This is a genomic window from Pseudomonas algeriensis (assembly GCF_048847255.1).
GTDB lineage: Bacteria > Pseudomonadota > Gammaproteobacteria > Pseudomonadales > Pseudomonadaceae > Aquipseudomonas.
Window position 1 is genome coordinate 209,723 of sequence record NZ_JBKKRK010000001.1, and the last position, 16,247, is coordinate 225,969.

A 16,247-nucleotide genomic window follows, 5' to 3' on the forward strand; every position below is an offset into this window, starting at 1 on the left:
GTCGCGCTTGGCGAAGATGCTCCAGCGGTCTGCATAAGCCATCTGAAAAATAATCGAGCGACCTTGTCGATTTCGCCTGCCCCCATTCGATTAGTCATGGAGCCCTCTCACGGACGGCTCAACAGTCCTCTACTCTAAGGAGATTCGAGCATGCGATTTATGGTTATCGTCAAGGCCAGCCCGGAGTCGGAAGCCGGGGAAATGCCCAGCGCGCAACTGCTGGCCGCCATGGGCGCTTACAACGAAGAGTTGGTCAAGGCCGGGGTGATGCTCGCCGGTGAAGGCCTGCATCCCAGTGCCCAGGGCGTGCGCGTGCGCTTTTCCGGTAAGGACCGGAGCGTCGCCAAGGGCCCCTTCGCTGAAACCAGGGAGCTGATCGCCGGTTTCTGGATCTTCCAGGTCAATTCATTGCAGGAGGCCATCGACTGGGTCAAGCGTTGCCCGAACCCGATGGTCAGCGACAGTGAAATCGAGATTCGCCAGATCTTCGAAGCCGAGGAGTTTGGCGAGTCCTTTACCCCCGAGTTGCGCGAGCAGGAAGATCGCTTGCGGGCTCAGATGTCTGGTCAACAATGAAACGGTGAAAGGAGAAAAGCACCATGAAAATCATTCCGTACCTGACCTTCGACGGCCGCTGCAAGGAAGCCTTTGCGTTGTACAAGGAGGTGCTTGGCGGCGAACTGTTTTCCATGTCCTTCGCCGACGCGCCAGAGGACGTGGGCATGCCCAAGGACCCAAACCTGATCATGCACGCCTGCCTGACGGTCGGCGATTTCAGCCTGATGGCTTCCGACTGCCCGCCTTGCCAGCCGTTCAGCAAGCCGCAGGGCGTGTCGGTTTCCCTCAACGTCGACAGCGCGCAGGAGGCTGAGCGACTCTTCAAAGGCTTGAGCGAGGGCGGCCAGGTACAAATGCCATTGGCGCAGACTTTCTGGGCGGAACGTTTTGCGATGTTCGAAGACCGTTTCGGAGTGGCCTGGATGGTCAATTTCGAAGGGCGGAAATAAACCGGGTCGCGTACAGCCAAAAAAACCACTCGAATGAGTGGTTTTTGCTGTGCGGACTTTATGTTTTCAAGTTGAAGCCGTCGTGGTGTAAGCCCCCCGCGTCAAAGCTTCCCAGCCCAAACCTCGGGTTTGCGTCCAGCCCAAGGCAACACACCCTCCAGCTGTCCCGCCAGACGCAGCAACCTGTCTTCCCGACCAAAACCCGCCGAGAACTGCATGCCGATTGGCAGGCCGGTATGCGGATCGAACGCCAGTGGCATGGACATGGCAGGGGACCCCGTCACGTTTGCCAATGCGGTGAACGGCGAATGGCTGAAGACCCGATCCATCCAGCCCCTGCCATCCAGGAACTCCTGGCCTTCGTTATAGTGGCCAATGGCAGGAGGCAGCGCTGGCAGTGTCGGGCTCATCAAGATGTCGAAGTTGCAGAAAAAGCTGCCCATGCTGCGAGTGACGAGGTTCCTTGAATGCATGGCCCCAAGCAGATCGATGGCAGTGAGTTCACTGCCCATTCGATGCAGCGAAAGCGTGGCGGGCTCCAGTGTGCTGTCATCGACGGGCCGGCCGGTTGCCGCTGCGATGGCATTGATCCAGGCTGCGGTGTTGGCTGACCAGAAGCGGGCATTCATTTCAACGAAGGCGTCCCAGCTCAGGCCGATGTCCAGGCGGATCTCTTCCACACGGTGCCCCAGGCCTTCGAGCTGGGCGGCAACCTGGCGAGTGGCTGTCGCGACCGGCTCGGTGCAGCGAGTGCCGTTCAGCGGATGCGGGAGCAGGCCGATGCGCAGTGACCCGGGGACGCGATTCAATTCGGTTAGATAGGGCTGCTGCGGCCTGGCGATCTCAAAGGGATCACCCATGGCGGCGCCCTCGATGGCATCCAGTAAAGCAGCGCTGTCACGCACGGTTCGACTGACGACACCGTGCACCGCAAGCCCGGCCCATATTTCGTCCACCGCCGGGCCCATCGCAATCCTGCCCCGGCTGGGCTTGAGCCCGAACAGTCCGGTGGCGGCGGCGGGTACGCGGATAGAGCCGCCGCCATCGGTGGCGTGCGCCGCCGGTACGAGGCCGGCGGCTACAGCAGCGGCCGATCCACCGCTTGACCCGCCTGCGCTGCGACTCAGATCCCACGGGTTGCGTGTCGGCCCTGGAAATACGGCTTCGGTGGTGGTGCTGGCCGCCAGTTCCGGCGTGTTGGTCCTGCCGAGGGTCACCAGTCCCGCTTGGCGCAAGCGCGTCATCAGGGTGGAGTCTTCGTCGGCGATGCATCCGGTGGCCAAGCGACTGCCCAGCTCATTCAGACGCCCTTTGGCGGTCAGCCCGAGGTCCTTGACCAGGAATGGCGCGCCCTTGAACGGCCCGGACGGAGCCTCGGGTTCAGTTTCCCAAACCTCTACCAGCCCATTGATTTTCGGGTTGAGCTGTTCGATAGCGGACAAGGCCGCGGCCCGGACTTCATCTTGGGTGACGTGACCGTTGGCGATCAGCTCAGCCAGGCCCAGTGCATCGTATTCGGCGTATTCAGCGCTTTTCATCACATTTCTCCGAGCCAATTGCCTGGCAAAAGCGTTATGATTTACTCGTCGGTATCGAGTGATACTGATCGGTATAGTAAGATACCGTTGAGTATCGATGTCAAGCGGAGAGCATCATGCGGCCCGAACGTATTCCCCAGTTAGCCCCCAAAGAAAGGATTCTCGATGCTGCCGAGGCGCTGTTTTTCAGCGAGGGCATCAGTCGGGTGACGGTGGATGCCATCGCGGCGAAGGCCAAGTCGACCAAGATGACGGTGTACCGGCATTTCGATTCGAAAGACGCGCTGGTGCTTGAATGGCTACGTCTGCTCGTCGAGAAATATGCCGAGGTCTTCGAGGCGCTGTCGGCGCAACACATCGACGATACCAAGGCGCAGATTCTCGGGTTTGCCGAGTTCATCGCCCACGACCTTTCGGCGTCGTCATACAGGGGCTGTCCATTCACCAATTCGCTGGCGGAAATACCCGAGCCGGCCAATCCCGCCCGCGTTCTGATCGAGGAACATAAAAAGCGTCAGTTCTTGCGATTGGTCGCGCTCTGTGAAGAGGCTGGCCTGCCCGAGCCGGACGAAGTGGCAATGGAGCTCACGTACCTGATGGAAGGGGCCCAGGTCGTTGCGCAGAACAAAAGCATCGAGGACGTCGGCGCAAACCTCATGACGATGGTTCGGAAAAAAATTGCTGGATAAACCGAGAGACATGACAGCGTGAAAAGAATCATTCGAGTCGATGATCTCCAGGTATTCGTGACCACGACGGATGCCGGAAGCTTTTCAGCGGCAGCACGGTTGCTGGACATCTCTCCGGCATTGGCCAGCGTCGCGGTGCAACGACTCGAGGCCAGCCTGGGGGTGAGGTTGTTCGTGCGGTCCACCAGGCGGCTGCGTTTGTCGGATGACGGCGAGCGGTACCTGAGCCACGCGCGGCAAGCGCTGGAGGCCTTGGAAAATGGGGAGCTTGCCCTGGCCCAGGGGCGCGATGAAATTTCCGGGACGCTGCGCTTGTCCATGCCCTCGGACATCGGCCGCAACCTGCTTCTGCCATGGCTGGATGAGTTCCAGCAGTTGCATCCCAAGGTCCTGTTGCAGTTGCGCGTCAGCGACCAGGTGGCTGATCTGTTTACCGAACACCTGGACGCGAGCATTCGTTATGGCCAGTTGGCTGATTCAAGTCTCGTGTCCCTGGCGCTCGCGCCGTCCAACAGACGGACGGTGTGTGCCTCTCCCGACTACATTGCACGCCATGGCCGCCCAGAAACGCCCGGCGAGCTGAGCAGGCATAATTGCCTTCGTTATGTGATGGGCGAGCAGACCTTCGAACGCTGGAGTTTCCAGACGCCGCAGGGAGTGGAAACCGTCCAGGTGCTGGGCAACCGCATCAGCGATGACGCTGACATCGTCAGGCGTTGGGGGGTGTCGGGACTTGGCGTCGTCTACAAATCCAAGCTCGATGTGATGGACGATATCCGCAGCGGGCGCCTGGTGGAAATCTTCCCGCCGGACTATGGCCAGCCCGCGCCGCTGCAACTGGTGTGCGCCCACCGGACCTCGCTGACGCCGGCGGTCCAGGTGTTGAGGGCGTTCCTGGTGGCGCGTTTAGAGCGTTACATCAGCGGGTGAGCGACCGCGCTGCAGCGCATGCCCTGGCTACCGAACGGCCATGGTATGCGCTTCGCGGCCGCCGGCCCCGGCTGCTGGTCCCGGACAATCAGGTCAGCCCTGGTCCTCGACGCGTAACAACACCCGGGTCACCCGCCGCTCTTCCACCTCGACGACCGTCATGCTCCATTGCTCCCAACGCAGGCTATCGCCGATGATGGGCAGACGGTCCAGCAAGCTCATCACCAAGCCGGCGAGCGTTTGGTAGTCCTCCGTCGCTTTCGCCTGGAAGCCGATATGTTCGCGGACCTGGCTGAGATTCAGGGCGCCGCTGACCAAAAAACCTCCCTCCTGGGCAACGATGTTCGGACCCTCGATTTCACTGGCATCGGGCAGTTCCCCGGCGATGGACTCGAGAATGTCAGTCATGGTCAACAGGCCGACGAAATCACCGAACTCGTTCACCACGAAGGCGATGTGGGTTGACTCCTTACGCATTTGTTCCAGTGCGTTGAGGATCGTGAAACTGTCCAGCAGGTTGATGGCCTTGCGCGCCATGGTTTCCAGATTCGGCGGGTTGCCCGCCAGCATTTCCTTAAGCAGCTCTTTCTTGTGGACGAAGCCCAGGGGTTCGTCCACGCGACCTTCGCGGATCAACGGCAAGCGTGAATACGACGAATGCATCAGTGTGGTACGGATTTCTTGCGCAGTGTTCGCCAGGTCAAGGTGATCGATCTGCGCGCGATGAGTCATCACGCTGCGTATCGGGCGCTCCGCCAATTGCAGCACGCCACTGATCATCACCCGTTCCCGTCGATGGAAAACCTGTTCGGGTTCTTCGCCGGCCAACATGTCGGCTATTTCCTCGCCGACCTCGTCGGGGCCGAGCTTCTGGCCGCCCAGCAAGCGCATCACCGCGTGGGCGGTACGCTCGCGCATCGGCCGCAGACCCTGCAGGCTTTTCTTGCGCCGCGAGCGTGCCAACTGGTTGAACAATTCGATCAGGATCGAGAAGCCAATCGCGGCGTACAGATAGCCCTTCGGAATGTGGAAGCCCAGCCCTTCGGCGGTGAGGCTGAAGCCAATCATCATCAGGAAGCCCAGGCAGAGCATGATGACGGTCGGATGACTGTTGACGAAGTGGGTCAGCGGCTTGCTCGCGATCATCATCAAGCCGATGGAGAAAATCACCGCGATCATCATGACCGACAGGTGCTCCACCATGCCCACGGCGGTAATCACCGCATCCAGGGAAAAAACCGCGTCCAGCACCACGATCTGCGCGACGATGGGCCAGAACAACGCATAGGCAGCATTGCCGGAGCGTTGCGCCACGTGGCCTTCGAGGCGCTCATGCAGTTCCATGGTTGCCTTGAACAACAGGAACACACCGCCGAACAGCATGATCAAGTCTCGGCCCGAGAACGTCTTGCCGAAGATTTCGAACAGCGGGTTGGTCAGGGTCACCATCCACGAAATGCTCGCCAGCAGGCCCAGGCGCATCAGCAATGCCAGGGACAAGCCGATGACACGGGCACGGTCGCGTTGTTCGGGGGGAAGTTTATCGGCCAGGATGGCGATGAAGACAAGGTTATCGATGCCGAGCACCAGCTCCAGCACGATCAACGTCAGTAGGCCCAGCCAGGCCGTGGGATCAACGATCCATTCCATGGTTTATTTGCTCCCTCGACCGGTCAGTGCGAGGGCAAGAGGCTGCGACGAGCCTGCCCAGGGCGCGGCGACGGGGGAGAGGCGGTTGTTCGTTGAACGGCGACTGGGAGGTTCCTGAAGGGTTTTCATACAGACCTGAGGTTAAATGGGGAAGAAATCCTACAATGGTTTCCAGCGTTTCCCACGAGACGATTTATTACAGGATCTGACGAAGCAACGGCGAAGCGCAGCAAACCGTGTGATTTTCATGGCGGGTCGGGCCAACGTCAAACTAGCGAAATAAGTGCACGGCCAAGCCAACAAGCCCACAGCCGAGCAATACCTGGATCACGCCACGCTTGAAGCGAAACAACGCAATCGCCGCCCCGATCGCTATCAACGCCGAAGGCCAGTCGAGGCTGCCGCTGAACCCGGTTGGCCAGAGCACGTGGTAACCAAAGAAACACGCCAGGTTGAGGATGACCCCGACCACCGCCGCGGTGATGGCGGTCAGCGGCGCGGTGAACTTGAGCGCGTTGTGAGTCGATTCCACCAACGGCCCGCCCGCGAGAATGAACAGGAAGGAGGGCAGGAAGGTGAACCACGTCACCAACGCTGCCGCAACGGCACCTGCCAGGAACACTTGATCGGCGCCAAACACTTGCGAGACATACGCCCCGATGAAACCTACGAAAGCCACGACCATGATCAGCGGCCCGGGGGTGGTTTCGCCGAGCGCAAGGCCGTCGATCATTTGAGTCGGAGTCAACCAGCCGTAATGGCTGACCGCGCCTTGGTAAACATAGGGAAGCACCGCATACGCACCACCGAAGGTCAGCAGCGCGGCCTTGGTAAAGAACCAACTCATCTGGGTCAGCGTGCCTTCCCAACCAAACAGCGCGGTCAGGGCGGCCATTGGCAAGGCCCACAGCACGGCGCCAATCAATCCCAGCAATGCCAGCCTTGGCCAACTGAACCGGGCATGCTCGGGCGTGGGTGTCTCGTCATCGATCAGGGCCGGGCCGAATGACTTGTTGGCGGCGCTGTGCCCACCAACCTGGAATTTTCCTGGTGCCAGGCGGCCACCGATGTAACCGATCAGCGCCGCACCCAGCACAATCAGCGGGAACGGAACATTGAAAGCGAAGATCGCCGTGAACGAGGCGGCGGCGATGGCCCACAGCCAATTATTCTTCAACGCCCTGGAGCCGATTCGATGCGCCGCCTGCACGACGATCGCGGTCACTGCTGGCTTGATCCCGTAGAACAGGCCGGCCACTACCGGAACTTCACCAAAGGCGATGTACACCCAGGACAAGACGATCAGGATGAAAAGAGAGGGCAATACAAACAGGGCGCCGGCGATTACGCCGCCCCAGGACCGATGCAATAGCCAGCCGATGTAGGTCGCCAACTGCTGGGCCTCCGGCCCGGGAAGCAACATGCAATAGTTGAGGGCATGAAGAAAGCGTCGCTCGGAGATCCAGCGCCGTCGCTCGACCAACTCCTGATGCATGATCGAAATCTGTCCCGCTGGGCCGCCGAAGCTGATGAAGCCCAGCTTCAGCCAAAACCAGAAGGCGACGCGCAAGCTGATCGGTTCAAGTCTCGCAGGATCATGTTCAAGGGCAGATTCGGCAAGCTTGGGGTTCATGGGCGATAGCTTGGAAAAATGAGGGTGCCGCTACAGTATCGGCTGCATATGAAATTGAAAGCTATTTGTCGCAAGCCGGTGAAAGGTCATCGCCTCCCACCGGCAGCGGTCGTTCAAGCGCCGCCGACGGCCTCGCGAACGAAGTCTTCATAGCTGCGCAACGGACGGCCCAGAATGGCTTGGAGTCGCTCCACCGTTCCTGCCTCGGCTTGCATGCCGAACGCCTGGATACCGGCCATCATCAGGCGCATGTCGTAGGCCAGCCAGCCAGGGCCGAACGACGCCATCTGGGTTTCGAAGGCGGCCACGTCGTCACCGCCATAAACCACCTCCCGGCCCAACGCCGAACCCCAGGTTTGCGCCACGGCTGCGCCAGTCAGGGCCCGGGGGCCGACCAGTTCCAGCGTGAGCCGTTCGAGGGCAGCGGGAGCCCGGTCGCGTCGCAGCAATTCGGCGACGGCGATGTCGGCGATGTCTCGCGCATCGATCATCGAGACCCCGGCCGAGCCGATCGGCATCGGGTATACGCCATAGTCCTGGATGGTCTGCCGGACCATGAGCTCGTTCTGCATGAAATACGCCGGACGCAGGATGGTCGCCGGCATGCCGAGGCTTTCGAGCATGCGCTCCACCGTATGCTTGCCGGTGAAATGCGGGACATTGGTGAACCTGTCGGCATGTATCACCGATAGGTAGACGATGCGCTCGATACCGGCTTCACGCGCCAGGTTGAGTGTGATCAAGGCCTGTGTCACTTCGTCCGGCGTGACGGCGTTGAGTAGAAACAACGTGCGTACTGACGCGAGCGCGGCGCGCATCGAGGCTACGTCGGTCAGGTCGCCAACGACTTCCGTCACGCCAACCGGGAAGTCGCGCTTGCCGGGCTGACGCACCAGGGCCTTCGCTTCGGCGCCTTTCTCGGCAAGTCGTGTGGTGATGAGAGAACCGATGGTGCCCGTGGCGCCGGTGATCAAGATGCTCATGTGAATCTCCTGTCGCTGATATCAAGGAATGGCATTGCAGTGACCAGACGATAGGGCGTTGCAGGTATAAACCGAAGGCGCCAGAATGCAAACACCTCGTTTCAAAAATGGAACAACATGAACCTGAATGCGCTCATTGATTTCGCGCTGGTCGCCACCAACGAAGGATTGGGCAAGGCAAGCCGCGCCAGCGGCCGGTCGAAAGCCACCTTGTCGCGGCGCATCGCCGAATTGGAGGAACAGCTGGGCGTCAGGCTGATCGAGCGTAGCGCCCGTGGCCTCAAGCTTACCGAAGCCGGCGAAATGCTGATTGCCCGGACCGAAGGGCCGCTGGGGGAGGTGATCGAAGCCATGACGGCGACCCAGGAAGGCGTGTCGACGCCTAACGGACGCTTGCGGGTGGCGGCGCCGGTCCTGTTTTCCCAATTGACGATGGGGCGCATTGGCGCGGATTTCTGCGCGGCCTATCCGCAGGTGACGATCGATGTGCGGGCGGAGGACCGCCTGGTGGATCTCGTCGAGGAACAATTCGACGTCGCCATCCGAGTCAACCCAAGCCCGGACAGCAATCTCGTCGGACGTTGCTTCGCCAAGGACCGGTTGGTGGTCGTGGCCGCGCCTGGCGTGGCCAAGCCTGAACCCGGAGCGGTCAGGCCAGTCCCCGGTATCGTGCCTTCCAATTTCCAGCCGACCCACTGGAATCTTGATGATGGGCGCTTGATCCTGGAGCCCATCCCCAAGCTGTGGTTCTCTTCCTACCTGATGATTCGCGACGCCGCGGTCGCGGGTGGGGGCGCCGCGCTGCTTCCGAAATCGATTGCCTGGAATCAATTGGCCCGCGGCGAGTTGGTCCAGTGGGGGATGGTCGCAAGCGCCGAGCGACAGTTGTGGGTCCTGCACACCTCCAGGCGCCTGGCGGCGCCGAAGGTTCGCGCGTTTGTGGACTTCCTGTGCGCCCGTTACCCGGATATGTCATTGACACTGGAAGGATAACGGAGCGGTTTGCGCCCACTCAAGGTAAGGGCTGTTCCTTGACCTTGGTTGAAACGACCGCGTCGTAACCGCCCGGGCTCTGCACTTCGTCGGAGACCCATAACCGCTCGCTGCGGCATTTGTATTTCACGCCTTTGCGCGGTGCCATGACTTGCGCGCTTTCAATACACATCTGTCTGGATGCATAGGTCGGCCCGGGGTTTCGCTCTTCCACACAGCCTTCCATGCCACTACAGATCCTCATGACAAGAAAATAGACAGTCATCATCCTAATGTTGCTCCAGCGAGCGATGCGGTTGGTTACGTCCTGTGTCAGCGCGGTTTTAGCGCCTGAACGCACAGCGATCATGCGGCGGATGATGAGCCCGCTCACAAATCTTCAGCAATGGGACATCAGTGCCATCTGTCGGAAAAATGGCGCTTCATATAAAAGTTTTTATAGGAAGGTTTTTGGTGACGGATTGTTGACGTCACGGAGGGCGTCATGTCGCGCTTTTTCCCGTCCCTTGAAGCGATGGCTGGGAAGAGCTACGGGTGGGACAAAAGGCCGTTTTGAACGTGTTGCCATGTGCGCTTCGAGCGCCTTCGAACAGATATTTGTACTTGATTTTTTTCTTCGTTAGTTATGCAGGATAAACACGATTAATCATTAAAAGTTATCTTGCGGTAGCCTTCCGAGAGCATTAATTCGCAGGGCTATATGGACAAAATCTGTCCACTTGTCAACGTAATTGCAGCCCCTATTATTGGCGCACTGAGTCGCCAAGAAGAGGGTGTCATGAAGCAGTTATTTGAAGGTTGTGTAAAAGTGATTGTCCCCTGTGGTTCATTGGGAGCGGGTGTACGAGAAGAAGAAATTGCTTATGGGCTGGCGGCGGGGGCGCAAGTAATTGCCACGGACGCGGGTTCAACCGACAGCGGCGCGGCTTATCTTGCCCTTGGCAAATCGAAGAATAACCGAGGCGCGGTCAAGCGCGACCTGACTATTCTGATGAAGGCCCAGGCGCAATCCGGCGTGCCGATTATTGTCGGGACTTCGGGGCAGGCGGGCGGCGATCTGAATCTTGATTGGACGCGTGATATTGCCTTGGAAATTGCCGGGGCGTTGGGTGTGTCACCAAAGATTGCGCTCATTTATTGTGAGCAAGACAAGCAAACCATTAAAAAGCTGAACGCTGAAGGTCGTATCAAACCATTGCCGCCCCACGCCGAGTTGGACGACGCGACAGTGGACGCCTGTGAGCACATCGTCGCTGCCCTGGGGGTTGAACCCTTCCTCGCCGCGCTGGACGCGGGCGCCGATATCATATTGGCCGGCCGTTCGACCGACACAGCCGTCATAGGCTGCTATCCCATTTGGAAAGGCGCGCCATGGGGACCGTCCTGGCATGCCGGCAAGACCGGTGAATGCGGCGTGCAATGCGCCGTCAACCCGACGCTAGGGTCGGGGATCCTGCTCAGTGTTGACGCGAACGGCTTCGAAGTCGAGCCGTTGAGCCTGGACAACCAGTGCACGCCCCATAGCGTATCGGCCCATATGCTCTACGAAAACAGTGACCCGTTCCGGTTGTTGGAGCCCGGTGGAATCTTGAACGTGGCCCAGGCGCGGTACACCGATTTGAATGGGCGCGCTGTTCGGGTAGAAGGCTCGCAATGGGAGCCGATGCCTTACACCATGAAGTTGGAAGGCGCTGCCGCCGGTTTGTACCAAACCATCATGCTGGTGGGCATTCAGGACCCCGATGTGCTCAAGGACATCGATGGTTTTCATGACCGTTTGCTGGACGCGCTATATAAGAGAACACGTCAGTCGATTCCCGCCGAAGAGTTGGGCGAGTTTCATATTTCCCTGCGCATGTACGGGTGGAATGGCGTGACCGGTGTCAAACCCGCAGCCGGAACGTTACCGCCACCGGAAATAGGGATGTTGTTTGTCGCCACGGCTGCAACGCAGGAAATGGCCAATACCATTGCCCAGGCGTGTAATCCGTACTTCTTCCATTATCCAAGCGTGATGGGTAAGGAGTTGCCTTCCTATGGGTTTGCCTTTACACCGGCCGATATACCTCGCGGGCAAATATTCGAGTTCAAGTTGAATCACGTGGTGCAACTTGAGAATCCTCTTGAATTGGTTCGTTTGAAGTGGATTGATCTGTCGGACACCACAATAGCTGTGAAGGAACTTGCACAATGACTAAGTTGCGTGATGTATGCCGGCACGTCCGATCCAAACAAGCGGGGCCGTTCTGGGTTACGTTCGATATCTTTTTCAACGGACGCGAGAATTTCGAACGTTATTCCAATTGCGCGGCACTCTCGCCGGCTCAATTCGCAACGCTCTATGGCACCGACCCGGAACGGGTCAAGCGCATCCCGGTGCCGGATCTGGAAATGGTCAAGATCTCCTATCCCCGTGCGACGCCTCAGGGCGGAATGGTCGAGCGCGACATGCACGCCGGCCAGCAATACGTCCGTCTGCTTGACGTGATCGTCGACTGAGGTCGGGCGCCCGCTCGAGCCTTGATCTGTGCGCCTCATGGACGAGGACCGACCCCCTGTTTACCCGAGGTAACTATGACGGACCCGACCGTTGCGATGCGCCTTGCGCAATATGCCCATGAATTTCGTAGCCAACGCCTGCCCGAAGACATCATCAAACTGGTACGCCAGCGTTTCATCGACAGCCTGGCATGCATACTGGGCGCCTACGGGGCTGACCCGGTCAAGGCTGCCCTCTGTTACGCCGCTGCAAACACGGCGCAATCATCCAGCGTATTCGGCACCAACCTCAGAACAGCGACGGAAATCGCAGCTTTCGCCAACGGCTTGATGGTTCGTTTCCTGGACTACAACGATGGCTACATGGGCCTGGAGCCCGGCCATCCGAGCGATAACATCCCGGCCTGCCTGGCGGTGGCGCAAGCCGAAAACGCATCCGGGGCTGAGTTGGTCTCGGCCATCGTCCTGGCATATGAGATCCAAATGCGCTTGCAGGATGTGGCGAGCCTGAACAAGCGTGGCTGGGACCACGTGAACTACATCAACGTCGCGATGGCGGCGGCGGCTTCCAATTTGATGAAGCTGGACGTGGCGCAGACCGAGCAAGCCATCAACATCGCCCTGAGCGGGCATTTGGCGATGCGGCAAGTGCGCAGCGGGTCGTTGTCCGATTGGAAGGGCTGTTCCGCGGCCAATGCCGCTCGCAACGCGATTTTCGCCGCGCAACTGGCGCGCCATGGCATGACCGGGCCGTCGCCGATCTTCGAAGGCGAGATGGGCTTCTTCAAACAGATTAGCGGACCGTTCGACCTGGACATCAGTCGTTTCGGCACGCCCGGCAACGGCGACTACGCGATACGGCGCTCGCTGACCAAGACGTTTCCCACCAATGGCGAATTGCACACGGCCGTCTGGGCCGCGCTGGATATCCGCAAGCGGATTGACGGCGTGCAGGACATTGCCGCCATTTCAATCGAAACGTCTGAATTCAACCGTCGGGTACTCGCCGATACCCCAGAGAAATGGCTGCCGAAAACCCGCGAAACGGCTGACCACAGCCTGCCTTACAACGTCGCCCGGGCCTTGCTCGATGGCGATATCACGGTCGGCTCGTACGCCGCAGAAAAGATCGCCGACCCCGCAGTGATTGCCTTGATGGAGAAAGTCAGCGTCGTCGAAGATCCGGCGCTCACCGCGCTGTTTCCGCGGCACCTTGCCAACCGTGTTTGCGTAACCCTGAAATGCGGCGAGCTGGTCGTGAGCGAGATGATCACCGGTCCCGGTTCGGTCGAAACGCCAATGACCGATAGCGACTTCGAGCGCAAGTTCCGGCGCATGGCGATGCCTCATCTCGACGCATCGGCACAGGCTGCGGTGCTTGGGTTCGTGGCGGGGCTCGAGCATCAAACCGAGTTCGAGACATTGTTTGCGGCGATGGTTGCCTCCTAGGGTCGCCAGCGCCCCAATGGCATCGCCAACGGATGCCCTAATCAGCGGCGTCCGGTATCGGTCGCCGTTGGCAGCGTCCCGGTGTAGCGAGCGCGAGGGCGGCCCTCGTGGTGTTGGTTGTATTGCTCGTTGGCGTGGGCGATCCAGCCGATGGATCGACCTACGCCTCCCAATGAAATTTCCTGCCCGCGCAATCCCAGTTTCCTGCCGATGAAGCTCACCATGAGAATGAATTCCGGTGGGTACGCCACGAGCTCCGAGGCCACCGAGAAGGCTTTTTGCAGCTTGATGAACTCACTGTCGCCATCAAAGGCAGCCGTGAGCGCCGCCAAAAGATTGCTGGCACGCGGGTCGTTGATCGAGTGGACATTGGGACCGAACCCAACAATGTGTCCGTCCTGGTTGTAGCGCTGCAAGATCGGTCGCGTAGGGTCCACGGCGGTACAAATCTCTTCGATCATCCGACTGGCGGCTTCATTCCTGCCATAGGCGATTTTATGGCCCCGTGCGGCGGCGAGTGCAGCGATGACCGCGTAGTACGGAGTGGCGCCGGTGGTGGCGGCGACGCGGACGCTGTGGGTAGTGTGATCCAGCTCATGGTCGATACTGAGGATCAACAGGCGCCGGATAAGATCGGCGTGGGCCGGCGGGGCGCCGCACGACTGGGTGATGAACTCATGCAGGGGTTGCGTACTCGGTTCGGTCGCCCCCACGACCAACGCGGCAAACCACCTCACGACATCGGCGCCTGTACGGGCGTAGCTGTCCGGGGAAAGGTCGAACGCTTTGGGATTCTCTCGCTGGACCAAGGGGAAAAGCGCGATGGCTTTTTCCTGGGCAGACATGTGCTCGTAAATCTGCAACAGCTTGGCGCTGTCCTTCGGCGTGCGAGGCAGCGAATCGCCGAACGCCGAAGGTACCTGCCAGATCAACTCGGCCACCTCTTCGACGGTGGCCCGGTCCGCGAGCTCGACGACGTCATGGCCACGATAAAACAGCCCATCATCGGTGATCAGCGTAATCGCACTGTCCGAGGGCGATGAGCGCTTCGCCACGGGTTTCTCCGCCGCCGGCACTTTCACCAGCCGCTGAATATCCTCTGCCCAATAGCGACGCTTGGGCGTCCCGGCGATTTTGATGGAGCGGATATTCTTGCGACTGACGTAGGCGTACAACGTCGGCAGGCTGATCCGGAGCAGGGCGGCTGCCTCGTCTGCCGAGAGGTAAAGGCCTTCTTGTTCTGGCATGACGGGCCCACTCGGGTGATTGGAAGTCGTACATGTTTATTAGATATGCAGTCAGGTCGTCAATGTGTATTGGTGGATAAATTTCAACACGTGTTTTTTAGACGACCGATGGCGGGATAGGCCCGATCAAGCCGGGATGTTGACGAAAAAAATCAAGATTTACAGCGTTTCAGCCCCTATGTAGATTTCGGCTGCGCAAGAGTTGTTCACATTGATTTTTCGATGCATCGATAACAATAAAAACGAAAAGGTGAAACGCATGGCTTGGTTAGGTTTCGCAATGGTCGTCACGTTTATGGCCTTGATCATAAGCAAACGACTTTCTGCTGTGACGGCACTCATCCTTATTCCGGTTGCCTTCGGGCTGGCCAGTGGGGCAGGACCGGAACTGGGCGCGATGGTGATGAACGGCGTCAAGCAAGTTGCGCCCACCGCGTTGATGCTGATGTTTGCAATCCTGTATTTCGCGATCATGTTCGACGCCGGGCTCTTCGAACCCGCCGTGAGGAAAATCTTGCGCCATGTAGGAAATGATCCTCTTAAAGTCGTACTGGGCACTGCGTTGCTGGCCACCGTCATCTCCTTCGACGGCGATGGCGCAACGACTGTGCTGATCGTCACGACGGCGTTCCTGCCGCTTTACCTGCGGCTGGGGATGAACCCGCTGATCCTGGCATTGATGCTTTTGCTGACGAACACCGTGGTCAATCTCATCCCCTGGGGAGGACCGATCGCCCGCGCCGCCAGCGCCCTTCACCTTGATGTGGCAGAAATGTTCCTGGGGCTGGTGCCGGCGATGCTGGTGGGGCTTGCCTATGCGTTTGCCGTGGCGTTCTGGATAGGCCGAAAGGAGCGGCGCCGCTTGGGATGGACGCCCGGCACCCAGGACGCCGCACCGCAGGAGGTCGCTTTGCCGACCGTACACGCCGAAACCCATCGGCCGAAACTCTTCTGGGTCAACCTGGTGCTTACTGCGGGGCTCATGTACTCCATGGCCACAGGGCTGGCACCCTTGCCGTTGCTGATGATGGTGGGTTTTTCCCTGGCGCTGCTGATCAACTATCCACGCTTGGCGGAGCAGAAGGCTAGAGTCGCGGCTCACTCGGAAAGTGTGCTGATGGTCATCGCGCTGATATTTGCCTCAGGTGCGTTCACCGGCATCTTGTCCGGCACCGGGATGGTTGATGCCATGTCAGGGAAGATCGTCCAGCTGATTCCCGACGGCGGTGGCCAATACTTCAGCATCATTACTGCGCTGGTGGCCTTGCCGCTCAATTTCCTGCTGTCCAATGACGCGTTTTTCTTCGGTATCTTGCCGGTGCTGGGGGCGGCGGCTGCCGAATATGGCATCGACCCGATGCATATCGCTCGCGCGTCGGTGCTGGGGCAGCCGGTGCATGCATTGAGCCCATTGGTTGCAGCGGTCTATCTCATCAGTGGAATCATCAAGCGCGACATGGGCGACATGCAACGCTATTGCCTGCTCTGGGCGATCGGCAGCAGCGTTGTCCTGATTGTAACGGCAGTTATTACCCGGGCGATTTATTAATTAATTAGTTCGCTGCGCCGAAGTTCAAAGGACGCCAGTTCGCGTCTGCTCACGTCAAAATAAAAATAATAGAGAGGTGG

At 59.4% G+C, this 16,247-nt stretch carries 15 protein-coding genes; 9 read left to right on the top strand and 6 right to left on the bottom strand.

Translation table 11 applies throughout. The features are described from left to right. Positions 1–150 precede the first annotated feature (150 nt). Together ACLK1G_RS00910 and ACLK1G_RS00915 are read left to right on the top strand one after the other, a co-directional pair. Positions 151–576, top strand: a complete 426-nt coding sequence (locus ACLK1G_RS00910; RefSeq protein ID WP_420763670.1) for a YciI family protein — start codon at positions 151–153, stop codon at positions 574–576. Between the two features lie 23 nt (positions 577–599). After that, on the top strand, positions 600–1,007 hold the full coding sequence (locus ACLK1G_RS00915) for a VOC family protein (RefSeq protein WP_420763671.1): 408 nt from the start codon (positions 600–602) through the stop codon (positions 1,005–1,007). A gap of 101 nt (positions 1,008–1,108) precedes the next feature. Here ACLK1G_RS00915 and ACLK1G_RS00920 read toward each other — a convergent pair whose 3' ends face one another. Beyond that, positions 1,109–2,545, bottom strand: a complete 1,437-nt coding sequence (locus ACLK1G_RS00920; protein ID WP_420763672.1) for an amidase — start codon at positions 2,543–2,545, stop codon at positions 1,109–1,111. A 116-nt stretch (positions 2,546–2,661) separates the two neighbouring features. Here ACLK1G_RS00920 and ACLK1G_RS00925 point away from each other — a divergent pair, with 116 nt between their 5' ends. Further along, positions 2,662–3,234 carry a TetR/AcrR family transcriptional regulator gene (locus tag ACLK1G_RS00925; RefSeq protein WP_420763673.1) on the top strand — a complete coding sequence of 191 codons (573 nt, stop codon included), beginning with the start codon at positions 2,662–2,664 and terminating at the stop codon, positions 3,232–3,234. 27 nt (positions 3,235–3,261) lie between these two features. Next, the gene (locus ACLK1G_RS00930; protein ID WP_420764030.1) at positions 3,262–4,164 is read left to right on the top strand and encodes a LysR family transcriptional regulator; all 903 of its coding nucleotides are present in this window, start codon (positions 3,262–3,264) and stop codon (positions 4,162–4,164) included. 93 nt (positions 4,165–4,257) lie between these two features. On the opposite strand, the gene ACLK1G_RS00935 is transcribed toward ACLK1G_RS00930, so the two are convergent. From ACLK1G_RS00935 to ACLK1G_RS00945, 3 genes are all read right to left on the bottom strand, one after another. Further along, a complete protein-coding gene (locus tag ACLK1G_RS00935) occupies positions 4,258–5,814 on the bottom strand; it encodes a TerC family protein (protein ID WP_420763674.1) in 1,557 nt (518 codons plus the stop codon). Positions 5,815–6,085: 271 nt separating this feature from the next. After that, positions 6,086–7,447, bottom strand: coding sequence for a chromate efflux transporter (gene chrA, locus ACLK1G_RS00940; RefSeq protein WP_420763675.1), 1,362 nt, complete (start codon positions 7,445–7,447; stop codon positions 6,086–6,088). Positions 7,448–7,560: 113 nt separating this feature from the next. After that, entirely contained in the window at positions 7,561–8,430 is an 870-nt protein-coding gene (locus tag ACLK1G_RS00945; protein ID WP_420763676.1) for an NmrA/HSCARG family protein, read from the bottom strand. Between the two features lie 117 nt (positions 8,431–8,547). Between ACLK1G_RS00945 and ACLK1G_RS00950 the strand changes: the two genes are divergently transcribed. Then, on the top strand, positions 8,548–9,423 hold the full coding sequence (locus ACLK1G_RS00950; protein ID WP_420763677.1) for a LysR family transcriptional regulator: 876 nt from the start codon (positions 8,548–8,550) through the stop codon (positions 9,421–9,423). 19 nt (positions 9,424–9,442) lie between these two features. Here ACLK1G_RS00950 and ACLK1G_RS00955 read toward each other — a convergent pair whose 3' ends face one another. After that, the gene (locus tag ACLK1G_RS00955; RefSeq protein WP_420763678.1) at positions 9,443–9,796 is read right to left on the bottom strand and encodes a hypothetical protein; all 354 of its coding nucleotides are present in this window, start codon (positions 9,794–9,796) and stop codon (positions 9,443–9,445) included. Between the two features lie 405 nt (positions 9,797–10,201). Here ACLK1G_RS00955 and ACLK1G_RS00960 point away from each other — a divergent pair, with 405 nt between their 5' ends. The 3 genes from ACLK1G_RS00960 to ACLK1G_RS00970 all read left to right on the top strand — a co-directional run bounded on the left by ACLK1G_RS00960 (position 10,202) and on the right by ACLK1G_RS00970 (position 13,371). Next, positions 10,202–11,617: an acyclic terpene utilization AtuA family protein gene (locus tag ACLK1G_RS00960; protein ID WP_420763679.1), complete on the top strand. Its 1,416-nt coding sequence runs from the start codon at positions 10,202–10,204 to the stop codon at positions 11,615–11,617. Then, positions 11,614–11,922 (top strand): DUF4387 domain-containing protein, encoded by a 309-nt coding sequence (locus tag ACLK1G_RS00965; protein WP_420763680.1) that lies wholly within the window; start codon positions 11,614–11,616, stop codon positions 11,920–11,922. The genes ACLK1G_RS00960 and ACLK1G_RS00965 overlap by 4 nt, the downstream gene beginning before the upstream one ends. 75 nt (positions 11,923–11,997) lie before the next feature. Further along, positions 11,998–13,371 carry an MmgE/PrpD family protein gene (locus ACLK1G_RS00970; protein ID WP_420763681.1) on the top strand — a complete coding sequence of 458 codons (1,374 nt, stop codon included), beginning with the start codon at positions 11,998–12,000 and terminating at the stop codon, positions 13,369–13,371. 41 nt (positions 13,372–13,412) lie between these two features. Here the strand turns inward: ACLK1G_RS00970 and ACLK1G_RS00975 are convergent, their stop codons facing one another. Then, positions 13,413–14,618 (bottom strand): citrate synthase, encoded by a 1,206-nt coding sequence (locus ACLK1G_RS00975; protein ID WP_420763682.1) that lies wholly within the window; start codon positions 14,616–14,618, stop codon positions 13,413–13,415. A 259-nt stretch (positions 14,619–14,877) separates the two neighbouring features. On the opposite strand from ACLK1G_RS00975, the gene ACLK1G_RS00980 reads away from it, so the two are divergent. Continuing rightward, the gene (locus ACLK1G_RS00980; protein WP_420763683.1) at positions 14,878–16,167 is read left to right on the top strand and encodes a CitMHS family transporter; all 1,290 of its coding nucleotides are present in this window, start codon (positions 14,878–14,880) and stop codon (positions 16,165–16,167) included. The last annotated feature ends 80 nt before the right edge of the window (positions 16,168–16,247 follow it).